Below are 22,937 nucleotides of genomic sequence, written 5' to 3'. Positions count from 1 at the left end.
CGGGTATTCGTGCACAAGCAACCGACCTGCTCAATGCCTTCTTTACAACAAAATCGTTTCTATAAATAAGGAACTCTGTTCCTTTATTTCCCTAACTGTAGGTTCCCCTAGCAGCAGAGGTCTACTCGCCCTTCCCTACTCGGACCAGACGACGTTTCCGCCGACGATGGTTAAGGTCGGCCAGCCTTTCAGGCTCCAGCCGGTGAACGGCGTGTTGCGTCCCTTGGAGAGGAATTCCGCCGGATTGACCTTCTTCTCCGTTTCGAGGTCAATCAGCGTCAGATCGGCGGTTTTGCCGACCTCGATCGTTCCCCAAGGAAGTCCGAATACTTGCGCCGGCAGTTTGGTCATTTTATCGAGCAGAAACTCCAGCGTCCATTGACCCGTAGCGACGAACTTCGTGTACAAGAGCGGGAAGGCCGTCTCGAAGCCGACGATGCCGAACGGGGCAAGCTGCATGCCGCGCGCTTTCTCTTCTTCGCTGTGCGGAGCGTGGTCGGTGACCACGATGTCGAGCGTGCCGTCGACAAGGCCCTCGATGCAGGCCTGCACGTCTCGCGGGGTGCGCAGCGGCGGGTTCATTTTCCAATTCGCGTCCATCCCGGGAATGTCTTCGTCAGACAGCAGCAGGTGGTGCGGACACACTTCGGCGGTTACTTTAATGCCAATCTGCTTCGCTTGACGGATCAGGCGAACCGACTGTTCCGTGCTGACGTGGCATACATGGTAGTGAACCCCTGTCGCTTCCGCGAGCAGAATGTCACGGCCGACATGAATCGCTTCGGATTCGTTCGGAATCCCTTTGAGTCCGTGCTTGCGGGCAAATGCGCCTTCGCTTACGGCAGCGCCTTCGACCAGTGTGTTATCCTCACAGTGCGCAATAACCGGCATACCGATCGAGGCCGCTTTGGCCATCGCATCCTTCATCATTTGTGCACTTTGCACGCCGACGCCGTCATCCGTGTAGCCGATGACTCCGGCTTCTTTCAAGGCATCGAAGTCTGTAAGCTCGCGGCCAAGCTCGTTTTTCGTGATGCAGCCGTAAGGCAGAACGCGTACGATGCCTTCGGTTTGAGCCTTGTTCAGCACATACTGCACCGTTTCCACCGTATCGATAACCGGTCGCGTGTTCGGCATGCAGGCAATCGTTGTGAAACCACCACGCGCCGCGGAACGGGTGCCCGACGCGATATCTTCCTTATATTCGAAGCCCGGTTCGCGCAGATGTACGTGCATGTCGATGAGTCCGGGTGCCAGCAGCTTGCCCTGGGCATCGATAACCGTATGTCCGGCCGTATCCGGCAAAGCTTCCCCTGCGTCGACGATTTGCTCGATGCGCTCACCATTTGCGAACACGTGCTTTTTCTTCAGCTCATTGCCCCCAGCCGCCAGGCTGGCATTCAGTATCCAAATTCCCATGGGAACCTCCGCTTCGTTTCATCTTCGTAGTAGGTTAGGATTCGGTTTAGCTCAGCGCCCGTTCGATGACCGCCATCCGGATCGGCACGCCATGGCTCATTTGCGTAAAAATTTTCGATTTCTCGCATTCCACCAGCTCGTCGTCGATTTCCACATTCCGGTTGAACGGAGCCGGATGCATGATCACGGCGTGCGGCGCCATGCGTGCGGCGCGTTCTGCCGTTAGTCCGTAGGCAGCGCGATATTCCTCAGCCGAGCCGAACAGCGATCCTTCGTGCCGTTCGAGCTGCACACGCAGCATCATGACCACGTCGGCTTTCAGCGCCTCGTCAAGCGAGACATAAGGCGCATGCTCCGCAAGCTCGGCGGCCTGCATGACCGGCGGCGCGCAGAAGCTTACTTTGGCTCCCAACGTTTGCAGCGCCCACAGGTTCGAACGCGCCACGCGGCTGTGTTGGATGTCTCCGACGATCGCCACATGAAGGCCGCGGATCTCGCCGAACTGCTTGCGCATTGTATACAGATCAAGCAGCGCCTGCGTCGGATGCTCGTTGTTGCCGTCGCCCGCGTTGATCAGCGGGACTTTGATTTTTTGCGCCAGCTCGGCCAGCAGCCCGTTGGGCTTCATGCGGATAACGCCGGCGTCGATGCCCATCGATTCGAGCGTTCGCACCGTATCATAGATCGATTCGCCCTTCTGTACGCTGGAGACGGCTGCCGCGAAGTTGAGCACTTCCGTTCCGAGCCTTTTCTCCGCAACCTCGAAGGAGAATCTCGTTCTTGTGCTGTTCTCAAAAAACATGTTGGCGACAAAGCGCCCTTGCAGCTGGTTCGTCACTTTTACCGGATGCTGTTCCCAGTGGGCCGCACGATCGAGGATCGCGTTCAACTCTCCGGCGCTAAGTCCTTTGGTGCCTAGCAAATGTTTTTCCGACTGTACTTGAAGCTGTGTCATTCGTTTGGCCTCCTCTGTCCTGTGATGACGACTTGATCCACCCCATCCACTTCATTCACCTGTACTTCGATGCTTTCGAGCCGGGACGTCGGAATGTTCTTCCCTACGAAGTCCGGACGAATCGGCAGTTCCCTGTGCCCCCGATCCACCAGCACCGCCAATTGAATCATTTGCGGCCGGCCGAGATCCATCAGGGCATCCATGGCTGCCCTTACAGTGCGTCCCGTGAACAGCACGTCATCGAACAAAATGAGCTTTTTGTTGTGAACCTCCAGACGATCGTTCGCCTGCTCACTTCCCGGCGCATCCTCCCGGGCTCCCGATACGGTCGCTTCCAGCAAGCCGCTTCGGTCGTCCCGGTATTTGGTCACATCCACTTCGCCGATGGGAGCGGGTATGCCCTCGATCTCGTGGATTCGGTCGGCCACCCGCTTTGCAAGGTAAATCCCCCGTGTCCGGATGCCGATTAACATGCAGTTTTCGAAGCCCTTGTTTTTCTCCAAAATCTCATGGGCGATACGCGTCAGAGCCCGCCGTATCGCGGTTTCATCCATTAACACATGTTCAGCAGACTCCATCGGTCAGGCAACCTCCTTCACCAAAGCTTTCGCGATTTAGACCATAAAAAAACCTTGCCGTATCGGCAAGGTTTGCGCGCACAGGAACAGAACAGGTCATACCGGGACAGACACACCTCACCGGCATCTATGCCGTCGGCGCATCCGCTTGGACCGTTCGATTCGTCGTTCACCTTGCCAGCCTCACGGGACTGATTTTAAAGGTGCTATTCAGTTACAAGCATTATGCCATGTTCGACACCCGATGTCAATACTCTTCGAATCGCACCCGGTTTGACCGGCCAAGGATTGCTAGGGCATGCGTTTTATGCTATAAAAGATGTAGTTCGTGATCTTCGGGACAACGGATCATGCCCGTTTTCGTTCACGGTATCACTACATAAGGAGCTGGAATCCCGTTTATGTCGATCGAAATGAATACGGAAGACGTTATTAATTTCATTAAAACAAGCAAGAAAAAGACTCCGGTTAAAGTATATGTTAAAGGCGACCTGGAATCCATCTCCTTCGGAGACAATATTCAAGCGTTCATCTCCGGCAAAAGCGGCGTACTGTTCGGCGACTGGGCGGAAGTAAAAAGCGTGCTGGATGCGGAAGCCGGCAAAATCGAAGACTATGTCGTCGAGAATGACCGCCGCAACTCCGCAGTTCCGCTGCTGGACCTCAAAAATATTAATGCCCGCATCGAGCCGGGCGCGATTATCCGCGACATGGTCGGCATCGGCGACAACGCAATCATCATGATGGGAGCCGTAATCAACATCGGCGTAACCATCGGCGAAGGCACGATGATCGATATGAACGCCATTCTCGGCGGACGCGTGAAAGTCGGCAAAATGTGCCACATCGGAGCAGGCGCCGTCCTCGCAGGCGTGATCGAGCCGCCTTCCGCTCAACCGGTCGTGATCGAAGACGACGTGCTCGTCGGCGCTAACGCCGTTATTCTGGAAGGCGTGCGCGTCGGACAAGGTTCCGTCGTTGCTGCAGGCGCGGTCGTCGTGGAAGACGTTCCGGAGTTCAGCGTCGTTGCCGGTACCCCTGCCCGCGTCATCAAAAAAGTGGACGACAAAACGAAGTCCAAAACGGAAATTTTGAAAGACCTGCGCAACCTGTAATTCGGCGCATTCAAGGCTCGGCGATCAGACGCCGGGCCTTTCTCTTCATTCCCTCACCAAAGGAGGCTTTGACACCATGTCTGTAGCCGTCAACCCGAGCCGCTTTGTACAAATTCGCAGAGATTTGCATAAAATTCCGGAGCTCGGGTTTCAAGAGTTTAAGACCCAGCGGTATTTGCTCGATTACATCGCATCCTTGCCCCAGGAGCGGCTCGAAGTCCGCACTTGGCGAACCGGCATTATCGTTAATGTAAAAGGAACCGCGCCGAAGCGCCGGTTCGGCTACCGCGCCGACATCGACGGGCTGCCGATTACGGAAGATACCGGGTACGATTTTCGTTCGGAGCATCCCGGCTTTATGCACGCCTGCGGGCACGACCTGCATATGTCCATCGGCCTCGGCATTCTGACGCATTTTGCACAGCAGCCGATTCGAGATAATCTGACCTTTATTTTTCAGCCCGCGGAAGAAGGACCTGGAGGCGCTAAGCCAATGCTCGAATGCGAAGAGCTGCGGGACTGGATGCCCGACGAAATTTTCGCTTTGCATATCGCACCGGAATATCCGGTAGGCACCATGGCTACCAAACCGGGCATCTTGTTTGCCAATACGTCCGAGCTGTTCATCACCTTGACGGGTAAAGGCGGACATGCGGCTTTCCCGCACAACGCGAACGATATGGTAATTGCCGCGTGCCAGCTTGTGGGACAATTGCAAACCGTCATTTCGCGCAATGTAAATCCCCTTGATTCGGCGGTTATTACGATCGGCAAAATCGACGGTGGTACGAAGCAGAATATTATCGCCGAGACGTCCCGTCTGGAAGGAACGATACGGACACTCTCGGCCGAAACGATGTCGCTCGTCAAGTCCCGGATCGAGGCGCTCGTCGCCGGAATGGAGACGGCTTTCGCCTGCAAGGCTGAGATCGACTACGGCGCCAATTACCGGCAGGTGTTTAACGAGGCGGATGTTACGGGCCAATTTATGAACTGGGTTCGAGATACCGACCATTCGATGCCACTTCAATTGATTGAATGTACCGAAGCGATGACCGGGGAAGATTTCGGTTATTTTCTCGAATCGATTCCCGGATTCATGTTCTGGCTCGGCGTCGGGACCCCTTACGGACTGCATCATGCGAAGCTTAAGCCGGACGAACGCGCCATCGATTTGGCCATCGACCTAATGAGCCGTTACCTGACTTGGAAAAGCGAGCAATAACACAAAAGCTTCTCATCACCTTCTCTGTCACAGAGAAGCGGGATGAGAAGCTTTTATTTTTACCTACAGGCGGCTTACGAATACCTTCAACCGCTCCATGGCCCGCTCCAAAACGTCCATCGAATAAGCGTACGATAAACGGATATAGCCTTCCCCAAGCGCGGAGAACGCATCCCCCGGCACAACGGCCACCCGCTGTTCGTCCAGCAGTTTCATGGCAAAATCCATGGAAGACAAGCCAAAACGCTCAATCGAAGGGAACAAATAAAACGCTCCCTCCGGCTTCGCCAGCTCGAAGCCCATCTCGACGAGCCGGTCATACAGAAAGTCCCGCCGTTTGACGTATTCGGCTCTCATCGGCAGCGCATCGTCGATTCCCGCCGTCAGCGCCTCAATGGCCGCATACTGGCTGATGGAGCTTGCGCAGGTGACATTGTACTGGTGAACCTTAACCATGTGCTGCGTCAAATAAGCCGGAGCTAACGTAAAGCCGATTCGCCAGCCCGTCATCGAGTGCGATTTCGACAATCCGTTAATGACGATAGTACGCTCCCACATCCCAGGCAGCGCGGCAATAGAGTGATGAGGTCCGTCGTAGATCAACTCGCTGTAGATTTCGTCGGAAATGACGAACATCTTGCGCGATTCGAGCAGCCGGGCAATATCGGCAAGCTCCTCCGCGCTCATCACACGCCCGGTCGGATTGGACGGATAGGCCAAAATGACACACCGCGTTTTGTCGGTCAGATACGGCTCCAGTACTTCCGCCGTCAGCTTGAAGCCGGTGCCGCGGGTATCCGCATAAACCGGCATGCCGCCGCACAGACGAATGAGCGGCTCATAGCCCGGATAGATCGGACCCGGCAAGATCACTTCGCTTCCCGGCTCCAAAATCGTGCGAAGCGTAATGTCCAGCGCTTGACTCGCGCCTACGGTAACGAGCACTTCTTCCAGCCCGGAATAGCTGAGCCCGTATTTGCGCTCGATGAATGCCGCTGCAGCCTGCCGGAGCTCCGGAAGACCCGGATTCGGCGTATAGGTCGTCCGTTGCTCTGCGATGGCCCGCTCGGCTGCGCGCATAATGTGATCCGGTGTCGGAAAATCAGGCTGACCGATCGTCAGCGTGAGGGCGTCTTTATAATTCGCAACCAAATTGGAAATTTTCCGGATGCCGGAGATTTGAATCTCCTTAACACTCGGATTGATTAAGCGCTCAAGCTGTTCCATAGCGTTCCCCCATGTCCCTGACCTTGTTACCTTGTTCGCAGCACTTCCAGAAGCCGCTGCATATCGTCCGGAATCGGCGCTTCGAACTGCAGCTCCGCTCCCGAGCGCGGATGCTCGAATCCGAGCACGGCCGCGTGAAGCGCTTGTCCCTCCATCAGGACCCCCTTGCTCTTGGAAGGACCGTAGGCCGGATCTCCCACAAGCGGATGTCCGATGAATTTCATATGCACCCGAATCTGATGCGTACGCCCCGTCTCCAGCTTCAGCTCCAGCAGCGTGTAATCTCCGAATCTCTCCACTACAAGAAAATGCGTGACCGCATGCTTGCTGTTCCGTTCGGTGACGGTATACAGCTTCCGATCCTTCGGATCTCGTCCGATCGGCGCATCGACGGTACCGTTCTCGTGAGGAACGTTGCCATGCACAAGGGCAAAGTATTTGCGATTGACCGTATGCGCCTTAAGTTGAGCAGCAAGCCCCGAATGAGCCAGATCGTTTTTCGCGGCCATCAGCAGACCCGACGTATCCTTATCGATCCGATGAACGATGCCGGGCCGAACGACGCCGTTAATGCCGGACAAATCCTTGCAATGATACAGAAGCGCATTGACGAGCGTTCCGCTGTAATGTCCGGGCGCCGGGTGCACGACCATGCCCCGAGGCTTGTTTACGACAATCACGTCGGAATCTTCATACACAACGTCCAGCGGAATCGGTTCCGCTGTAAGCACCAGCTCCTCCGGTTCGGGCATGACCAGCGTCATGGCATCTCCTTCAGAAAGCTTGTAGTTCGGCTTCACCGCGCGGCCGCCGACCTTCACGCAGCCGTCCTTGATCCACTGCTGCACTTGCGTGCGGGACACTTCTTCCTCCAGCGCTTCCGTAATGAACTTATCGATTCGCTCACCGGCGTCTTCCGGCTCGGCCGTCCATTCGAATCGCTGATCCTGCTCCGACCATCCTTGCTCGGTCACATTCATGATTGTGTGTCCCCGCTTTCCAGCTTGTTGGCGGCGTTAAGTTTCAATTCCTGGCGCCAGCTGATCAGCGAATCAACGAAGATCAAGGCGACCCCGACGACGATGGCGGAATCGGCAACGTTAAAGATCGGGAACGGATAGTTCACCGGGATGCCGAAGAAACTGAAACGGAAGTGAAAATCGAGAAAATCCACAACCTCGCCAAACAGCGCACGATCGATAAAATTGCCGAGTGCCCCTCCGAGCAGCAAGCTCAAAGCAAAAGGCAGCAGCTTCTTTCCTTCTTTTCGCATCTTCTGCAAATACCAAATTACCCCAACAACTACAAAAAAAGTAATAACCAGGAAAAACCAGCGCTGATTTGGCAGAATACCAAAAGCCGCTCCGGTGTTCCGATGAGAAGTGATTTGGAAAAACTCGCCGATGACCGATCGCGATTCCCCCCGCTCCAATCGGCTTACGATAAGCCATTTGGTAGCCTGGTCCAACAGGAGAACGATGAAAGCGTAAATGTAATATCTCAAAATAACAACTCCTTATTGGGCTTGCTGACAACCTGCATACATTTACCTAGCTAAAAACAACGGGCAGCGCGAAACATAACGGTACATGCTTGCTTTAATCAAAAGGAGGCGCTTTTCTTGACGAACCTTCCGTTCGAATCCGGTTCACCCGGTCCGCTTACCGGACAGCAGCTCCAAGCGCTCAAAGCCAAGCTAACGGAAGAAAAACAGTGGCTGGAACGGCATTTGGAATCACGCGAGCATATGGGACTCGGCGATTCCATGCGCGTCCAGACTGGAGAGCTTTCCAACTATGACAACCATCCCGGCGATTTGGGCACCGAGATGTACGAGCGCGGCAAAGATATCGCCCTTCACGAAAATGCTGAGCATCAGCTTACCGACATCAACGAAGCTCTGACGCGTATGGAATCGGGGGAATACGGCATTTGCCGGGTATGCGGGCAGCCGATTCCACACGAACGGTTGGAAGCTGTTCCTACAACCGCATACTGTGTAGAGCATGTACCCGACCCCAATATGTCCCAACGCCGTCCGGCGGAAGAAAAATTTCTTGACCCGCCGTTCGGAAGAACAAGTCTCGACGAACGCGAAGGGCAGACGCAGTTCGACGGCGAAGACGCCTGGCAAATCGTCGAAAGCTGGGGAACGTCCAATACGCCGGCGATGGCCGAAGATCCGAACGAGTCCGACAGCTACAACGAGATGCAGATCGAAGCCGACGAAGCCGAAGGATACGTCGAACCGCTCGAAAGCTTCCTAGCCACCGACATGTACGGCCGTCAGGTCACGGTTGTCCGCAATAAGGCGTACCAGCACTATATGCGCAGCGGCGAAGGAGACGGCTTGCTCGAACCCGAGGAAGAGGCCGAAGATCGGTTCCCGTAAAAGTTATGGGCTAGTACGTTCTTCTTCCTTCCAATTGGTACTGCACATGCTTAACAATATCGGCAATATAATCCCCGATAATAGGCAAGTTTAACACGTTAAGCGCCTGAAGCAAATACAAGATGGTAGAAGCGAAGATGGTAAATCCGATCGCGATGCCTACGCCGCGTGAAATCCCGGCAATTAGGTTGGTCCAAATCAGACGAATTGGGCTGTTCATGAGCAGAACGTAGTCGGCAATTTGCGTCCGTTCGATGTTCGCGGCAATTTCGCTCACTTTTTTGTGGACCTGCTCAAGCAATTTTTCCTGTTCGTTCTTTTTCGTCGTCTGTCCCATTGCGGCAACCCTCCCGGGGTTCAAATCACGAGCCTTTCCATGGGAAGCTCCTTCGCATCCCATGGATGGCTCGCTATGCCCATTAGCCTGCAGCGCCGGCTTTCAGCACTCCCGAGCATCGTTTGCACAGCGTCGGGTGCTCGGAGTCATGACCAACCTCCGGCGTAACGATCCAGCAGCGTTCGCACTTCTCCCCATCGGCCACAGCGACTTTTACGGCAAGCCCCTTGAACGTTTGAGCTTCCTCAGGTGCTGTCTCCTCCGGATTATGCACCTTCACCGCGGAAACGATAAACAACAGATCCAACCGGTCAAAGCCGCCGAGCAGCTCGTACGTCTCCGCATTCGGGTACAGATGAACCGAGGCGCTGAGCGAATTACCGATCAGCTTTTCCTTTCGCGCTTCCTCCAGCGCTTTCAGCACATCGTCACGCACGCCGTTGAATTTTTCCCATTTTTGTTCCAGATTCGCATCAAACAAGCTTGCATCGACCGTCGGCAGCTCTGCAAGCTGTACGCTCAGCAGCGTCGTGCCCGGAATATATTTCCATACCTCGTCAGCCGTATGCGGCAAGATCGGAGCAATCAACTTAGTTATTGCCGTCAGCGCATCGTATAATACGGTTTGCGCCGCTCTGCGAGCCGGATCGGCCGGAAGGCTGGCATACAGCAGGTCTTTCAGTATATCAAGATAGAACGCGCTCATATCAACCGCGCAGAAATGATTTACGGTCTGATACACCACGTGGAAATCGTAATTGTCGTACGCCTTAATGACACGGTCCGTCATCCGGTGCAGACGCAGCAGCGCGAACCGGTCCAGTTCGCTCATTTGTTCTACGGCTACGCGGTCTTTGGCCGGATCGAAATCCGACAGGTTGCCGAGCAAAAAGCGCAGCGTATTGCGGATTTTCCGGTAGCTCTCGGCAATCTGGTTCAAAATGTTGTCCGAGATGCGCTGATCCGCTTGGAAATCGGTCGAAGACACCCACAAGCGCAAAATATCGGCGCCCAGCTTGTTGCACATCTGGTTCGGATCGATCGTGTTGCCGAGCGATTTGGACATTTTGCGTCCCTCGCCGTCCAGCGTAAAGCCGTGGCTCAGAATGCCTTTGTACGGTGATTGTCCTTTGACTGCTACTCCGGTAATTAAGGACGAGTTATACCAGCCGCGGTATTGGTCCGAGCCTTCCAGATACAGATCGGCCGGCCATTGCAGGTCTTCGCGTGTTTCGAGCACTGCCGAATGGCTGGACCCGGAATCGAACCAAACGTCCATAATGTCCGTTTCTTTTCGGAAGTGGTCATGACCGCATTTCGGACAGACGGTACCCGCCGGGAGCAGCTCCTTCTCGTCATGCAGGAACCACGCATTGGAGCCTTCCTTCTCGAAAATCGAAGCGACATGCTCGATCGTCGTCTCGTTGACCAGCGGTTCGTTGCAGCTGCGGCAGTAAAAGATCGGAATCGGCACGCCCCATGCGCGCTGACGGGAAATACACCAGTCGCCGCGGTCGGCGATCATGTTATGAAGTCGAATCTCGCCCCACTCCGGCGTCCACTTCACGCGTTTGATTTCGTCCAGCATCGCTTGGCGGAATTTATCTACCGATGCAAACCACTGCTCGGTCGCGCGGTAAATGACCGGCTTCTTCGTCCGCCAGTCATGCGGATATTGGTGCTGAATAAAGCTCAGTTTCAGCAGATGGCCGCTTTCCTGAAGCTTTTCCGTGATCGCCTTGTTCGCTTTATCGTAAAACAGCCCTTTAAAGCCAGGCGCTTCCGCTGTCATATGCCCTTGGTCGTCCACCGGACACAAGACGCCCAGACCGTATTTTTGCCCGATCACGAAGTCGTCTTCCCCGTGCCCCGGAGCAGTGTGTACGCAGCCCGTACCGGCTTCCAGCGTCACGTGCTCGCCCGTCATCACAAGCGACGTCCGGTCGTAGAACGGATGGCTGCAGAGCACATGCTCCAGCTCGCTGCCCTTGAATGTTTGCACAACATTCACGTCGGTCCAGCCGATCTCCTTCGCAGCCGCTTCGAGCAACCCTTGCGCCAGCACGAACTTCCGGCCTCCCGCTTCCACCAGCACGTAGTCGAAATCCGGATGGATGCTGATCCCAAGGTTTGCCGGCAGCGTCCAAGGCGTCGTCGTCCAGATGACGATGGCGGCGTCCGCAGGCAGCTTGCCTTTACCGTCCTGTACGTCGAAAGCCACATAGATCGAAGCCGACGTCTTGTCGCGGTATTCGATCTCGGCCTCCGCCAGCGCGCTTTCCGAAGAAGGTGACCAGTAAACCGGCTTCAACCCTTTGTAGATGTAGTCTTTCGTCACCATCCCGCCGAAAACGCGGATTTGCTGCGCTTCATATTCAGGCAGCAGCGTAATATACGGGCGATCCCAATCGCCGCGGATACCGAGTCGCTTGAACTGTGCTTTTTGCTTCTCCACCCACTGCAAAGCGTAGTCTTTGCAATAGTCGCGGAATTCCGGCACGCTCATTTTTTTTCGGTCGACTTTGCCGCTGTTGGTGATAGCCTGCTCGATCGGCAAGCCGTGCGTATCCCAACCCGGCACGTAAGGCGCATCATAGCCCTGCATCGTTTTGAAACGGACGATGACGTCCTTTAAAATTTTGTTCAGCGCGTGGCCGATATGAATGTCGCCGTTCGCATACGGCGGTCCGTCATGCAATACAAACTTCGGTTTGCCCTTGCGGCTCTCCTGCACTTGACGGTAGATGTCCGTCTCGTCCCAATGCTGCTGCATTTTCGGTTCAGCCTGCGGTAGGTTGCCGCGCATCGGAAAATCCGTTTGCAGCAGGTTTAGCGTTTTTCCATAATCCATCGAATGTCTCACTCCTAACTGAATTTACAACAAAAAAAGACCTCGCATCCCTAAGGGACGAGAAGTCTCGCGGTACCACCCTGTTTAAGACGACGAATCGTCGAAACAATCGCCCGTGTCGTTCACGGCCGCTGCCCGGCTCGAAGTCTTCGCTCCATGATCGATAACGGGATCAGCCGATGCTCTTTACTTCCGGAATGAGGTTCAAGAGATGCTCCTGGGGGATATTCCTTGACCGCCGAAGTCCGGGCTCGCACCATTCCCCCGGTTCGCTGGCCTCCGCTGGACGTCAAGTACTCGTCCCAGTCATCGCTTTGATTCATGTTAACTTATACAGGGAGTATAGCGGAAATGAGCTTCCACGTCAACTTGGGCCAATTAAGGCTGCTCGATCTCCATCCGGTCGAGCGAGCTCCAATCTTCCTTGCTGAGCAGCTCCAGCTGCGCCTCGATGAGCGTGCGGAACCGGGTCCGGTAAATCGATGCCTGCTTCTTCAGCTCCTCGATTTCCACTGATACTTTACGCGCTTTGGTCAGCGATTCGTTAATGATGCGGTCGGCGTTCTTCTCCGCTTCTTTAATAATCAGCTGCGCTTCTTTTTTCGAGTTATTTTTCACTTCATCGGCCGCTTCCTGCGCGATGATGATCGTTTTGCTAAGCGTTTCTTCGATATTGGCAAAATGGTCCAGACGCTCTTGAATCGCGGCCAACTGATTTTGCAGCTCTTTATTTTCACGGATCAGCGATTCGTAATCTTTAATGACCTGATCCAGAAATTCGTTCACTTGATCTTCGTCATATCCCCGAAACGAGCGGCTGAACTCCTTGTTATGTATATCGAGCGGTGTTAAAGCCATTGCTGCACCTCCTGCAAATTTGGCAAAAAAGCTATGATCCTATGTTGTCCGCGCATGCGTAATCCTATATTCGACAGTTGCTGGCATATTCCTGCATCGGCAAACAAAAAAATCGGCGTTCACGCATATTTGCCGATTTTCAAACGATATCTCCCTTTTTTGGTTACCCCTTCGACTTCCAGCACCTTGAAGCGTCCGAACCCTTGAAGCGATACGACGTCCCCCTGCTTCAGCGGCTTGCTCGGATCTTCTTCCTGCTTCCAGTTCACTTTGCAACGCCCGGCTTTAATCGGAACAAGCACTTTGGCCCGGCTCAGCCGGTATACGTCGCTGACGATGCCATCCAGACGAAGCGAAGCGACCGATAAAAACATTTCGTCCAGCTTCGTTTCCGTCGCCTTGAGCTTATCGAGCGGCAGCTGCTCCGTCCGCACGTGCAGCCGGTGCACCTGAGTCAGATTGAGCCGGATATAATCGGCAATTTCCGAAGCCACGAGAAAATGACAGCCGTCTTCCCGCACATAAATATCGCCGATTTTATCGCGCTTGATGCCAAGTCCGAGGATCGCTCCCATGAAATCGCCGTGGTCCAGCTCCTTCAGCTTCTCGTCCTCGGAGGTAATTTCAATGAGGCTGATCCCCATCTCTTCATCGTCCAGCACGCGATAATCCGGAGCGACCAATGCCCGCTTTCGTTCCACACCCGGATGGCCGCCGTCGAATCGCACCTGCACGTCCGGGTGCCGATTGGCAAGCGTGGTCAGGATGAAAATCTGCCGCGGGTCCAAAAAATCGGTCAGCTTGACCGTATGCTGCCCGGCCCGCTCCACCCATTCCGCCGCCTTATCGACAAAGCGGTGTTCGTCTGGATGGAAGTGGGCATATAGTTGTTCTTCCATCATCGGTTTAAGTCTCCTGCATGATTAAACTAGGGAATAATGAAACGGAGAACCGCAACGATACCTTCCCCTACGAAACGCAGTGCAATCAGCGCGATAATCGGGGAAATATCGATCATCCCGCCGATCGGAGGAATGAAACGGCGGAATACGGACAAATACGGCTCACACAGCTTCCCCAGTATTTCCCCAATAAAGCTTTCTCGCGCGCTCGGCAGCCAGGAGAGCAGAACGTAGGCGATGAGCACGTACTGATAAATCTGAATCAAAGTGCGAATGTAATCTTCAATGTAGTACAAGCCGTTCACCTCGTTCTTTCTAAGTACGCTATTCTTCGTTATGATGCATCATTTCCGAAATCGAACCGTGGATTTCCACGGTATCCGGAGTGCACAAGAAAATGTTCGGTCCGATCTTCGAGATGGAGCCGCTGAGCGCATACACGGTACCGCTCAGGAAGTCGACGATCCGCGTAGCCTGATCCGGCCGGACCCGGTGCAGATTGACGACGACAGGCCGGCGTGAGCGCAAATGGTCGGCAATTTCCTGGGTTTCCTCGTAAGACCGTGGCTCGTTCAAGACGACCCGCACGTTTTTTTGTGAATGGATGCTGACGATGTTCCCCTTATTTTTACGCAATTCCTGCGCCGGGGTTTCAGCTTCTTCGTGATGCTCTACGACGCGCTCGCGCTCCACGACTTCTTCCTCTTCCTGCAAGCCCAGAAAGTTCATGAATTTATTCATTACGCCCATATCCTTTCCTCCTCGGATTTTCATCTCTGTCACTCTTTGCCCACCAAGACCGAACCAAGACGCACCCAAGTCGCTCCTTCTTCAATGGCTACTTCAAAATCGTTCGACATTCCCATCGACAAACCCGTCACTTCATAATCGAGCACGGCTTCCCGATTCAGACGGTCCCGCCATTCGCGCAAGCCGTGAAACACCGGGCGGGTCGCCTCGGGCTCCGCTTCGTAAGGCGCCATAGTCATTAGACCGGCCACGCGGATATGCTTCATCCCCCGAAGCTCCGCCGCAAAATTAAGCAGCTCGCCGGGCTCCAAACCGTATTTCGTCTCTTCCCCCGACACGTTCAGCTGAATAAAGCACGGAACCTCGATTCCGAGCGCCGACGCCTTCTTCTCGATCTCTTTGGCCAGCGACAGCCTGTCCAGCGAATGAATATACGCGAATCGTCCGACGACGTCCTTTACTTTGTTCGTTTGCAGATGTCCGATGAAATGCCACACGCCTTCGCTGCCGAATGCTTCCCATTTGACAGCGGCATCCTGCCAGCGGTTCTCGCCGACATCCGTCAGTCCGCTCCGCAGCGCTTGTCCCGTTGTTTCGAGCGAAACGTATTTGGTCACGGCGATGACGCGCACCTCCCCGGGATTGCGTCCCGCGCGGGCGCACGCCGCGGCAATGCGCTTGCGGACTTCTTCGATCCGTTCCAGCAGTTGTATAGTCAAAACGTCAATTCACCTCGCTTTCGGCCTGCTCGGCTATGGGGCGGTCCCCGGTGTTATCAAGCCGGAAGTCCCCCAGCCGCTATTCCCGCAGTCCGATCCATGCCGCCATTCTGCCGGTTTTTCCGCCCTCTTTGCGATGCGAGAAAAACAAGTCGGTACGGCAGCTTGTGCATAAACCACTTATTTCGATATGAGACGGCATAATTCCTGCTTTTATCATAATTTGTCGGTTTATTTGTTGCAAGTTCAACTTGTATTTGCCGTTGGGCTTTTTTTCGTAGAACGGCGAACGGCCGGATTCGTCGGCGCTGCTGCCCGTCGCAACCTGCTCAAGCACCTTGTCCATTCGCGCAATAACGGCATCGTCGACCTCGTAGCAGCATGCGCCGATGGAAGGGCCGATGGCGGCTTTCACGTCTCGGGGCTTCGTGCCGTATGCCGCGCTCATCGTCTCCAGCGTCGCCTTCGCGATTTGCAATGCCGTCCCCTTCCACCCTGCATGCGCCAATCCTACCGCCTTGCGGACCGGATCGTAAAAATACAGCGGCACACAGTCCGCAAACAACGCGTGCAAAAAGACCCCCGGTTCGTTCGTCACGAAGCCGTCTTTGCCCTGCAGCGCCTTCTCCCGAGAATCGTTGCCCGCACCGCGCTGCCCTCTGCCGACAACCTGAATTTCCTTCCCGTGTACCTGCTCCGCGTATGTACACGATTCGAACGGCATCTCCAGCGATTCGGCCAGCAATTTTCGGTTCGCAACGACATCTGCGGGCGCATCCTCCACGTGAAGCCCGCAGTTCAAGCTGCCGAACGCTTCGTGGCTAACCCCGCCGCGTCTTGTCGTAAAGCCGGCCGTCACGGCCGGACAGGCGTTCATGAAACGCTCCAGCATAAGCAGTTCACAGCCGTTTTCGGCTTGTCGGATTACAAAAGGTTCCATGGGTCCGCCTCCCGTCTTTTTACTACTCAGTATACACGAAGCGAAAAAAAAGAACACCCTTGTTCGTCCGGGTGAATCACGTCTGTCTTCGTTTTTTCCTATCCGCGGGAATGGCGGGTGTAGTCGTACACGTTATCGGCCGGCTCTTGCTGCCGGAAAGCCCGAACGTCCTCCAGCTTGACCAGGACGACGTCCATGCCGATTTTGACGATGTTGCTCCAAGGGATAATCACATCGGTTCCGCCGCCGAACAGTCCGAAAAAACGGGAGGAATTCGGGACGACGATCGCCTCGATGCGTCCTTGCCGGAGATCGAGCTCCAAGTCGCTGATTTGGCCCAGCTTTTTGCCGTCGACGATATTGATCACGTCTTTGGTCTGGAAATCGGATATTTTCACGCTGTCACCACCGGGGGAGGCATATTGCTGAGAAATCGTAGTTTAAAACCTTCGTTCTGCAGGTCGCCTGCGAGTGAAAAGTAATCCGCTTCGGCTCAAACACGTTTTTCAGGCTTTAATTTTAAATTCATTTTATGGTAAAAAGCCTGAAAAAAACTCGCCGCGGATCACTTTTCACTCTACGGCAACAAGCATCGAGAGTTTTAAAAAGACGTCTCAGCAAATGCCCTTTTTTATACTATATGAGCAACTTGGGCAAAATGTCCTCGCCAGACTATAAAAAAAGCTTTTTATCGAAGCCTTTTCGAGGAAGATACATTCGTGTTTTAACGGAAGCTTTTCTTGCGATATATAATTCAATCAGCTCCGCTGATAATTTATAAATTCTATATCTATAAAAAAAGACCGTGCCCGCAGCATTGTAGCGAGTCGGTCGGATCTTCGCAGGTCGGGCCAGCTCCCGTCAGTTTTTCACATGCTTCTGCATCTGGGATATGGCCGATTTCTCGAGCCGGGATACTTGCGCTTGGGAAATGCCGATCTCGTCGGCCACTTCCATCTGGGTCTTTCCGTCGAAAAAGCGCATGGACAAAATCATTTTCTCGCGGTCGTTCAGCTTCCGCATCGCTTCCCGGAGGGCAATGCCTTCGATCCAAGATACGTCTTTGTTCCGGTCGTCGCTGATCTGGTCCATCACATAGATCGGATCGCCGCCGTCATGATAGATCGGTTCGAAAAGCGACACCGGGTCCTGTATGGCATCGAGCGCAAACACGACATCTTCCTTCGGCACGCCGAGCGCTTCCGAAATTTCGTAAATGGTGGGCTCCCGCGAATTTTGATTCGTCAGCTGATCGCGCACCTGAAGCGCCTTATAAGCGATATCGCGCAAGGAGCGAGACACCCGGATCGGGTTGTTGTCCCGAAGGTATCGGCGGATCTCTCCAATAATCATCGGAACCGCGTAGGTAGAAAACTTGACGTTCTGGCTTAAATCGAAATTATCAATGGCTTTCATCAGTCCGATACAGCCTACTTGGAACAGGTCGTCGACAAATTCCCCCCGGTTATTGAACCGCTGGATGACGCTCAGCACGAGCCGGAGGTTGCCGTTGACTAATTTCTCTCTTGCAGATCGTTCGTTATTCGTCTGCAGGTCCACGAATAGTTCACGCATTTCCGCATTGGTCAAAACCGGTAGCTTTGCCGTATCGACGCCGCATATTTCGACTTTGTTTCGGGTCACCGTGATTACCTCCCAAGGAGAAACATTACTGTTAATTATCTCCTCGGAATGCTTTTTTATGCGGCTCTCCCGGGCTCTCCACCGGCCGCATCGCCCCCTAAAAATCGTTCAAAGCCTGTTCCGGCAAGGACGGTTTCGCTTTCATCGCCCACGAAAAAAAACTTTTTCCAATTTACACCATCTTATTAAACTCTTTGCGAAGCCGTTTGATGATCCGCTTTTCGAGCCGCGAAATATACGACTGAGAGATGCCGAGCATGTCCGCGACGTCCTTTTGCGTCTTCTCTTCGCCGTCCTGCAGGCCGAAACGCAGTTCCATGATGATCCGTTCGCGCTCCGACAGCTTATCAAGCGCCTTATGGAGAAGCTTGCGATCGACCTGCTCCTCGATATTGCGGTAGATGGTATCGTTTTCCGTCCCGAGCACATCCGAAAGCAAAAGCTCGTTGCCGTCCCAATCGATATTGAGCGGCTCGTCGAATGAAACTTCGGTGCGAATTTTGCTATTGCGCCGCAAATACATCAAAATTTCGTTTTCGATGCATCGCGAGGCGTACGTGGCGAGCTTAATTTTTTTCTCGGGATCGAACGTATTGACCGCTTTGATCAAGCCGATTGCGCCGATCGATACGAGGTCTTCGATATTGATGCCTGTGTTCTCGAACTTACGCGCGATGTAAACAACGAGCCGCAGATTTCGTTCGATCAGCATGCCACGGATGGCCGCATCTCCTGAAGGAAGCTTTTCCAGTAAATATTCTTCCTCTTCGCGTGTGAGCGGGGGCGGCAGCGCTTCGCTTCCACCGATGTAGTAGATTTCGTCCGATTTGAGCCCCAGCACTAGCAGCAGGCGAAAATACATAATTTGCAGCATCAGCTTCCACTTGACCATCATGTTTACGCTTCCTCCCATTCGTACCATTTTTTTCGCCGTACATCCTAGTCATGAAAACAGCTTTCTTACGGTCAAGCTTCGGTTTTCCTTTACAAGCACGGCCTTGAGCTGCGGCAAGCCAGATGGTAAATATCGGGTCCCACTCGGGTTACATGTTGACTAGCGACGGATGAATGATGGCCTGATAAGCGTTGTCCGAGCTGAGCCGGCCGCCGTCCAGTCCGATCAGCACTTTGTTCGCCTCGATCTGCTCGCTTCCCGTTGTGATGACGACCCGGTCCGGCTTCAGCGCCAGCATAAACTGCGTATTCCGGTTCACCCCCCGATACGGCACCAAACGCAAGCGATCCTGCCAGACAAAGGGTTCGGTACCGATCGACGTCACGAGCTGATCCACTTCGGCCCGGCGGATTTTGACCAGCCAAGCTTCGGGAATGCGCTCCCCCCACTGTGCCGCTTCCATGACCATGACCGGCGTTTTCGTCAGAGGATCGTACAGTTGGTTGCCCGTATCGATAAGTCCGGTGCAGCTGGAGGCAAATTCGTCGATATGGACCTCCACCTTGGCCAAGAACGAGGTCAGTTCCTGCTTGCGCCTCAAGGCTTGCAGGACGTGCCGGCATAGCCATAACGCCAATGGGAAGGAAAAAGCCAGCATCGTCAGCGTGACCCCTAGATCGTGGCTGAACAAGATACCATTTACGATTTCGCTGGAGGATTGCCAGAAGTAGGCGCACCCGAAGACAGCACCGGCTGCCATGAAATTGATGACGTAAAATGCGCCAAGGTTCCGCAAAAAATGCTGCAATCCCCCGAATCCGAAGGCGGTCAGCAGCATCAGCAGAGAAAGCGCAAATTTTAGCGCAAACGTAAACAGAAACGATAACGGCGGAAAAAACAGCATCACCGCATAGCTGCCTCCGATGGCTGCGGAAAGCGCCAACCGCCACGGGCGGTAACGGAGCTTGCGCGACCAGGCCGTCGTCCAGAGCAGCGCGCCGTCGATCAGCACGTTCATGAGGAAAATGACATCGATGTACACGACCATCTTCGTTACCTCCCGCCCAGCTTGCCGCCCGCTTGCCGTGAATGAGACAAGTATATCCCAATCGTATTCCAAAGTCTGTCTAAACATGCCGAGGGGGCGGTACTATTTTTGTCGAGAATGAGGGGTTGGGGGGAGTGAGTGGAGTTGATGGTGCATGGTGATCAGCGGGCGTGTGGCTACGAGCAGCCGTATGTGCCTTCGGCCGCTGTTGAACTCGGGTTCCATTAAACTTACCTTGCGGTAAGAACCCGAGTTCAAAGGCAGCACGTAGACTCAGAGTTTTACGCAGGAAAACTGCTTCGGAAGCATAAGCTACGGCACATACACTGCTCTCCGCCACACAAGCTGATCTAGCGAGGACTCACTCCTCCCAACCAAGGGAGGAGTAGGAAAAGGACTGCCACCTCTCGGTACGCGAGGAGGCGAAAAAAACAGCCGCCTCTAGGGATAGAGGCGGCTGTGCATTAAAGAATATAGTAACCATATGGATTAGTTCATTATTTGTCGAAGCCGTTGCGATTGCGGTTGCGAAGGAATGCCGGGATGTCGAGCTGGTCGTTCGGCGATTGGCCTCCGAACGGACGGAGGTTGCCAAGCCGATTGTCTACAGGCTCCTGCGATTGGCTGGCGGACGCCGTTGTACCGGCAGCTGCCGGTTTCTTCGCGGGTGATACCGCTTCGCGATGCTCAAAACCAGTGGCGATAACGGTCACCCGAATCTCGTCTTTCAAGCTTTCGTCAATAACCGCACCGAAAATCATATTGACTTCCGGGTCGGCAGCGTCGGCCACGATATCAGCCGCTTCGTTGACTTCGTACAGCGAAAGGTTGTTGCCGCCTGTGATGTTGAGCAGCACGCCGCGCGCGCCGTCAATCGACGTTTCGAGCAGCGGGGAGCTGATTGCTTTCTTGGCAGCTTCCGCCGCGCGGCTTTCACCCGAAGCGTAGCCGATTCCCATCAAAGCCGAGCCGCGCTCGGTCATGATCGTCTTTACGTCGGCAAAGTCGAGGTTGATCAAGCCGGGAACGGCGATCAGGTCGGAAACCCCTTGAACCCCTTGACGCAAAACGTTGTCCGCCGCAAGGAACGCTTCCAGCATCGGCGTTTTCTTGTCAACGATCTCAAGCAAACGGTCGTTCGGAATAATAATGAGCGTATCGACTTTTTCTTTGAGGGCGGCAATCCCTTGCTCCGCTTGCCGAGCGCGCTTCAATCCTTCAAACCGGAACGGACGCGTCACGACGCCGACGGTCAGTGCGCCGCATTCTTTGGCGATTTCAGCGATAACCGGCGCAGCGCCTGTCCCTGTTCCCCCACCCATACCGGCGGTAACAAAGACGAGGTCGGAGCCTTTGAGCGCATTGGCGATTAACTCGCGGGATTCCTCAGCTGCCTTCTTCCCGACCTCGGGATTTGCACCAGCCCCGAGACCGCGCGTGAGCTTGTCCCCGATTTGCAGCTTCATCTCCGATTTAGCAAGATGCAATGCCTGCGCGTCGGTGTTGACCGTTATAAATTCGACCCCTTTCACGCCGGTGTCAATCATCCGGTTAACAGCGTTGCTTCCGCCGCCACCGCAGCCGATTACCTTTATTTTGGCAAACCCTTCCATGTCCATATCAAATTCAAACATACTAGCGTCTTCCCCCTCATTAGGCTTTCATCGTGCAAGCTACCCGAGTTTAAATAAATTCGCTTAACCAATTTTTGAAACGTTCCATGGCCGAGGGCTTTTGCTCTTGACCGGAAGACGCTTTTTTCGTCGTGACTATTTTCTTGACGCCGGAGCCTTGTTTGGAATTCCGCAAATACTTGGAGGCGTACTGGATAATCCCTACGCCGCTCGTGAAAGCAGGGTCGCGCACGCCGATAAACTCGGGAACGGCAATACGAACGGAAGACGCCAGCTCCACTTGGGCGACATTCAACACGCCGGGCAGCGAAACCGTCCCGCCTGAGAGCACATAACCACCAGGCAGATCGGTGAAGCCAAGCCGCTGAACTTCCAGGCGGATTAGGTGAAATATTTCTTGTACCCGGGGCTCGATGATGTTCGCCAAATCGACTTGGGAAAATTCCTTGTCCACATTGCTGCCGATCCGGTTAACCTTAAACACTTGATCAGGCGCTGCATGCTCTACGATGGCACACCCGAATTTCAGCTTGATCTTATCGGCAATGTCCGCTTGCGTCCGCAAGCCGTAAGCGATATCGTTTGTGATGAACTCGCCCCCGATCGGAAGCGTCGATGTGGCTACCAGATTGTTCTCGCTAAAAATGGCGATCGTCGTAGCGCCCGCACCGATATCGACCAGTACGGTCCCGACAGCCTTTTCGTCCTTGGACAAAGCCAGATGGCCTGCGGCCAGCGACATCAATATAAGTCCGGCTACCTTGAGTCCGGATTTCTCCACGACACGGAGCAAATTATGTATAGCCGTTTTCGTACCGGTAACGATGGTCGCTTCGACTTCCAGTCTAACTCCGATCATGCTCCGGGGATCGTGAATCTGATCCGTTCCGTCCACTACGTATTGGTTCGGCACAACGCCGATAATCTCGCGTTCGGGAGCCAAAGGAATCACTTTCGCCGCCTGAATGACCCGTTCGATGTCATCGTCGCCGATTTCGCGGTCTTCATTCGATACCGCCACGACCCCGTGACTCGATTGCAGCGCAATATGATTGCCGGAAATTCCAACGTACACTTCCGATATTTGCACTCCGACCATTCGCTCGGCATGATCCACTGCGCTCCGGATCGACTGGACCGTTTGATCGATATCCACGATCGCTCCTTTGCGAATTCCCTGCGAGTCGGCAGATCCAACTCCAATTATATTAATGGCGCCGTTAACGACTTCCCCAATAATAGCACGAACTTTGGATGTACCGATGTCCAAACTAACAATGATGTCATTGCTGCTCAACCCGTGGCACCTCCTGTGACATAATTTCGATTTGAGCCTTGGTCAGCAAAACCTCCTGTAGATATTCCACACGGCTCGGCAATTCCCTCTTTTTTAGTTCATTTTTTTTCACGGCCAGGCTTAAATTATACCATAATTTCGATTCTAGCAC

At 54.2% G+C, this 22,937-nt stretch carries 23 protein-coding genes and 1 other annotated feature; of the genes, 3 read left to right on the top strand and 20 right to left on the bottom strand.

The annotated features are described in order from the left end of the window. Positions 1-135: 135 nt before the first annotated feature. From ET33_RS05155 to pyrR, 3 genes are read right to left on the bottom strand one after another with little or no spacing between them, the layout of a single operon-like run. Complete coding sequence (locus tag ET33_RS05155; RefSeq protein ID WP_036677396.1) at positions 136-1,419, bottom strand: dihydroorotase; 1,284 nt, start codon at positions 1,417-1,419, stop codon at positions 136-138. Between the two features lie 46 nt (positions 1,420-1,465). Further along, a complete protein-coding gene (locus ET33_RS05150) occupies positions 1,466-2,374 on the bottom strand; it encodes an aspartate carbamoyltransferase catalytic subunit (RefSeq protein WP_036677394.1) in 909 nt (302 codons plus the stop codon). After that, positions 2,371-2,952, bottom strand: a complete 582-nt coding sequence (pyrR, locus tag ET33_RS05145) for a bifunctional pyr operon transcriptional regulator/uracil phosphoribosyltransferase PyrR (protein WP_036677391.1) — start codon at positions 2,950-2,952, stop codon at positions 2,371-2,373. Before pyrR ends, ET33_RS05150 begins: the two co-directional genes overlap by 4 nt. A 401-nt stretch (positions 2,953-3,353) precedes the next feature. Between pyrR and dapD the strand changes: the two genes are divergently transcribed. Continuing rightward, positions 3,354-4,067: a 2,3,4,5-tetrahydropyridine-2,6-dicarboxylate N-acetyltransferase gene (dapD, locus tag ET33_RS05140; protein ID WP_036677388.1), complete on the top strand. Its 714-nt coding sequence runs from the start codon at positions 3,354-3,356 to the stop codon at positions 4,065-4,067. Between the two features lie 76 nt (positions 4,068-4,143). Further along, positions 4,144-5,292 (top strand): N-acetyldiaminopimelate deacetylase, encoded by a 1,149-nt coding sequence (locus ET33_RS05135; protein ID WP_036677386.1) that lies wholly within the window; start codon positions 4,144-4,146, stop codon positions 5,290-5,292. Between the two features lie 63 nt (positions 5,293-5,355). Here ET33_RS05135 and ET33_RS05130 read toward each other — a convergent pair whose 3' ends face one another. Genes ET33_RS05130 through lspA form a run of 3 tightly spaced genes read right to left on the bottom strand, consistent with a single transcriptional unit; the run spans position 5,356 to position 8,023 of the window. Continuing rightward, a complete protein-coding gene (locus ET33_RS05130; protein ID WP_036677384.1) occupies positions 5,356-6,519 on the bottom strand; it encodes an aminotransferase A in 1,164 nt (387 codons plus the stop codon). Between the two features lie 26 nt (positions 6,520-6,545). Beyond that, positions 6,546-7,499 (bottom strand): RluA family pseudouridine synthase, encoded by a 954-nt coding sequence (locus ET33_RS05125; RefSeq protein ID WP_036677383.1) that lies wholly within the window; start codon positions 7,497-7,499, stop codon positions 6,546-6,548. Beyond that, positions 7,496-8,023 carry a signal peptidase II gene (gene lspA / locus ET33_RS05120; protein ID WP_036677381.1) on the bottom strand — a complete coding sequence of 176 codons (528 nt, stop codon included), beginning with the start codon at positions 8,021-8,023 and terminating at the stop codon, positions 7,496-7,498. The genes ET33_RS05125 and lspA overlap by 4 nt, the downstream gene beginning before the upstream one ends. A 117-nt stretch (positions 8,024-8,140) precedes the next feature. Here lspA and ET33_RS05115 point away from each other — a divergent pair, with 117 nt between their 5' ends. Continuing rightward, positions 8,141-8,911, top strand: coding sequence for a TraR/DksA C4-type zinc finger protein (locus tag ET33_RS05115; RefSeq protein ID WP_036677379.1), 771 nt, complete (start codon positions 8,141-8,143; stop codon positions 8,909-8,911). A 10-nt stretch (positions 8,912-8,921) separates the two neighbouring features. Here the strand turns inward: ET33_RS05115 and ET33_RS05110 are convergent, their stop codons facing one another. The 14 genes from ET33_RS05110 to ftsA form a co-directional block, all read right to left on the bottom strand. Continuing rightward, positions 8,922-9,248 carry a DUF5665 domain-containing protein gene (locus ET33_RS05110; RefSeq protein WP_036677377.1) on the bottom strand — a complete coding sequence of 109 codons (327 nt, stop codon included), beginning with the start codon at positions 9,246-9,248 and terminating at the stop codon, positions 8,922-8,924. Positions 9,249-9,330: 82 nt separating this feature from the next. After that, on the bottom strand, positions 9,331-12,099 hold the full coding sequence (ileS, locus tag ET33_RS05105; RefSeq protein ID WP_036677375.1) for an isoleucine--tRNA ligase: 2,769 nt from the start codon (positions 12,097-12,099) through the stop codon (positions 9,331-9,333). A gap of 50 nt (positions 12,100-12,149) precedes the next feature. Further along, positions 12,150-12,418: a binding site (T-box leader), on the bottom strand. A gap of 59 nt (positions 12,419-12,477) precedes the next feature. Beyond that, complete coding sequence (locus ET33_RS05100; protein ID WP_010491960.1) at positions 12,478-12,957, bottom strand: DivIVA domain-containing protein; 480 nt, start codon at positions 12,955-12,957, stop codon at positions 12,478-12,480. A 119-nt stretch (positions 12,958-13,076) separates the two neighbouring features. Then, positions 13,077-13,859 carry a YlmH family RNA-binding protein gene (locus ET33_RS05095; protein ID WP_036677372.1) on the bottom strand — a complete coding sequence of 261 codons (783 nt, stop codon included), beginning with the start codon at positions 13,857-13,859 and terminating at the stop codon, positions 13,077-13,079. A gap of 26 nt (positions 13,860-13,885) precedes the next feature. Continuing rightward, on the bottom strand, positions 13,886-14,155 hold the full coding sequence (locus ET33_RS05090; protein ID WP_088832962.1) for a YggT family protein: 270 nt from the start codon (positions 14,153-14,155) through the stop codon (positions 13,886-13,888). A gap of 28 nt (positions 14,156-14,183) precedes the next feature. Further along, complete coding sequence (locus tag ET33_RS05085) at positions 14,184-14,609, bottom strand: cell division protein SepF (RefSeq protein ID WP_036677368.1); 426 nt, start codon at positions 14,607-14,609, stop codon at positions 14,184-14,186. A 29-nt stretch (positions 14,610-14,638) separates the two neighbouring features. Further along, positions 14,639-15,322, bottom strand: a complete 684-nt coding sequence (locus ET33_RS05080; protein WP_036677778.1) for a YggS family pyridoxal phosphate-dependent enzyme — start codon at positions 15,320-15,322, stop codon at positions 14,639-14,641. An 85-nt stretch (positions 15,323-15,407) separates the two neighbouring features. Continuing rightward, entirely contained in the window at positions 15,408-16,268 is an 861-nt protein-coding gene (gene pgeF / locus ET33_RS05075) for a peptidoglycan editing factor PgeF (protein WP_036677366.1), read from the bottom strand. Positions 16,269-16,366: 98 nt separating this feature from the next. After that, on the bottom strand, positions 16,367-16,666 hold the full coding sequence (locus tag ET33_RS05070; protein ID WP_036677363.1) for a YlmC/YmxH family sporulation protein: 300 nt from the start codon (positions 16,664-16,666) through the stop codon (positions 16,367-16,369). Between the two features lie 463 nt (positions 16,667-17,129). Beyond that, positions 17,130-17,912 (bottom strand): RNA polymerase sporulation sigma factor SigG, encoded by a 783-nt coding sequence (sigG, locus tag ET33_RS05065; protein ID WP_010491950.1) that lies wholly within the window; start codon positions 17,910-17,912, stop codon positions 17,130-17,132. A gap of 172 nt (positions 17,913-18,084) precedes the next feature. Next, positions 18,085-18,807 carry an RNA polymerase sporulation sigma factor SigE gene (sigE, locus tag ET33_RS05060; RefSeq protein WP_025853411.1) on the bottom strand — a complete coding sequence of 241 codons (723 nt, stop codon included), beginning with the start codon at positions 18,805-18,807 and terminating at the stop codon, positions 18,085-18,087. A gap of 148 nt (positions 18,808-18,955) precedes the next feature. Then, a complete protein-coding gene (spoIIGA, locus tag ET33_RS05055; protein ID WP_036677355.1) occupies positions 18,956-19,855 on the bottom strand; it encodes a sigma-E processing peptidase SpoIIGA in 900 nt (299 codons plus the stop codon). Between the two features lie 497 nt (positions 19,856-20,352). After that, positions 20,353-21,489, bottom strand: a complete 1,137-nt coding sequence (gene ftsZ, locus ET33_RS05050; RefSeq protein ID WP_036677351.1) for a cell division protein FtsZ — start codon at positions 21,487-21,489, stop codon at positions 20,353-20,355. A 49-nt stretch (positions 21,490-21,538) separates the two neighbouring features. Then, the gene (ftsA, locus tag ET33_RS05045; RefSeq protein WP_036677348.1) at positions 21,539-22,786 is read right to left on the bottom strand and encodes a cell division protein FtsA; all 1,248 of its coding nucleotides are present in this window, start codon (positions 22,784-22,786) and stop codon (positions 21,539-21,541) included. Between the last annotated feature and the right edge of the window lie 151 nt (positions 22,787-22,937).

The organism is Paenibacillus tyrphae (assembly GCF_000722545.1).
In the GTDB taxonomy this organism is placed as follows: domain Bacteria; phylum Bacillota; class Bacilli; order Paenibacillales; family NBRC-103111; genus Paenibacillus_G; species Paenibacillus_G tyrfis.
Note: the sequence above shows the minus strand (reverse complement) of the source record. Positions and strands in the feature narration are given on the sequence as shown.

Excerpts from the sequence above, each read along its gene's own strand:
- ET33_RS05155 (WP_036677396.1), bottom strand. The coding sequence starts at position 1,419 with ATGGGAATTTGGATACTGAATGCCAGCCTGGCGGCTGGGGGCAATGAG.
- ET33_RS05150 (WP_036677394.1), bottom strand. The coding sequence starts at position 2,374 with ATGACACAGCTTCAAGTACAGTCGGAAAAACATTTGCTAGGCACCAAA.
- pyrR (WP_036677391.1), bottom strand. The coding sequence starts at position 2,952 with ATGGAGTCTGCTGAACATGTGTTAATGGATGAAACCGCGATACGGCGG.
- dapD (WP_036677388.1), top strand. The coding sequence starts at position 3,354 with ATGTCGATCGAAATGAATACGGAAGACGTTATTAATTTCATTAAAACA.
- ET33_RS05135 (WP_036677386.1), top strand. The coding sequence starts at position 4,144 with ATGTCTGTAGCCGTCAACCCGAGCCGCTTTGTACAAATTCGCAGAGAT.
- ET33_RS05130 (WP_036677384.1), bottom strand. The coding sequence starts at position 6,519 with ATGGAACAGCTTGAGCGCTTAATCAATCCGAGTGTTAAGGAGATTCAA.
- ET33_RS05125 (WP_036677383.1), bottom strand. The coding sequence starts at position 7,499 with ATGAATGTGACCGAGCAAGGATGGTCGGAGCAGGATCAGCGATTCGAA.
- ET33_RS05110 (WP_036677377.1), bottom strand. The coding sequence starts at position 9,248 with ATGGGACAGACGACGAAAAAGAACGAACAGGAAAAATTGCTTGAGCAG.
- ileS (WP_036677375.1), bottom strand. The coding sequence starts at position 12,099 with ATGGATTATGGAAAAACGCTAAACCTGCTGCAAACGGATTTTCCGATG.
- ET33_RS05100 (WP_010491960.1), bottom strand. The coding sequence starts at position 12,957 with ATGGCTTTAACACCGCTCGATATACATAACAAGGAGTTCAGCCGCTCG.
- ET33_RS05095 (WP_036677372.1), bottom strand. The coding sequence starts at position 13,859 with ATGATGGAAGAACAACTATATGCCCACTTCCATCCAGACGAACACCGC.
- ET33_RS05085 (WP_036677368.1), bottom strand. The coding sequence starts at position 14,609 with ATGGGCGTAATGAATAAATTCATGAACTTTCTGGGCTTGCAGGAAGAG.
- pgeF (WP_036677366.1), bottom strand. The coding sequence starts at position 16,268 with ATGGAACCTTTTGTAATCCGACAAGCCGAAAACGGCTGTGAACTGCTT.
- sigE (WP_025853411.1), bottom strand. The coding sequence starts at position 18,807 with ATGATGGTCAAGTGGAAGCTGATGCTGCAAATTATGTATTTTCGCCTG.
- spoIIGA (WP_036677355.1), bottom strand. The coding sequence starts at position 19,855 with ATGGTCGTGTACATCGATGTCATTTTCCTCATGAACGTGCTGATCGAC.
- ftsZ (WP_036677351.1), bottom strand. The coding sequence starts at position 21,489 with ATGTTTGAATTTGATATGGACATGGAAGGGTTTGCCAAAATAAAGGTA.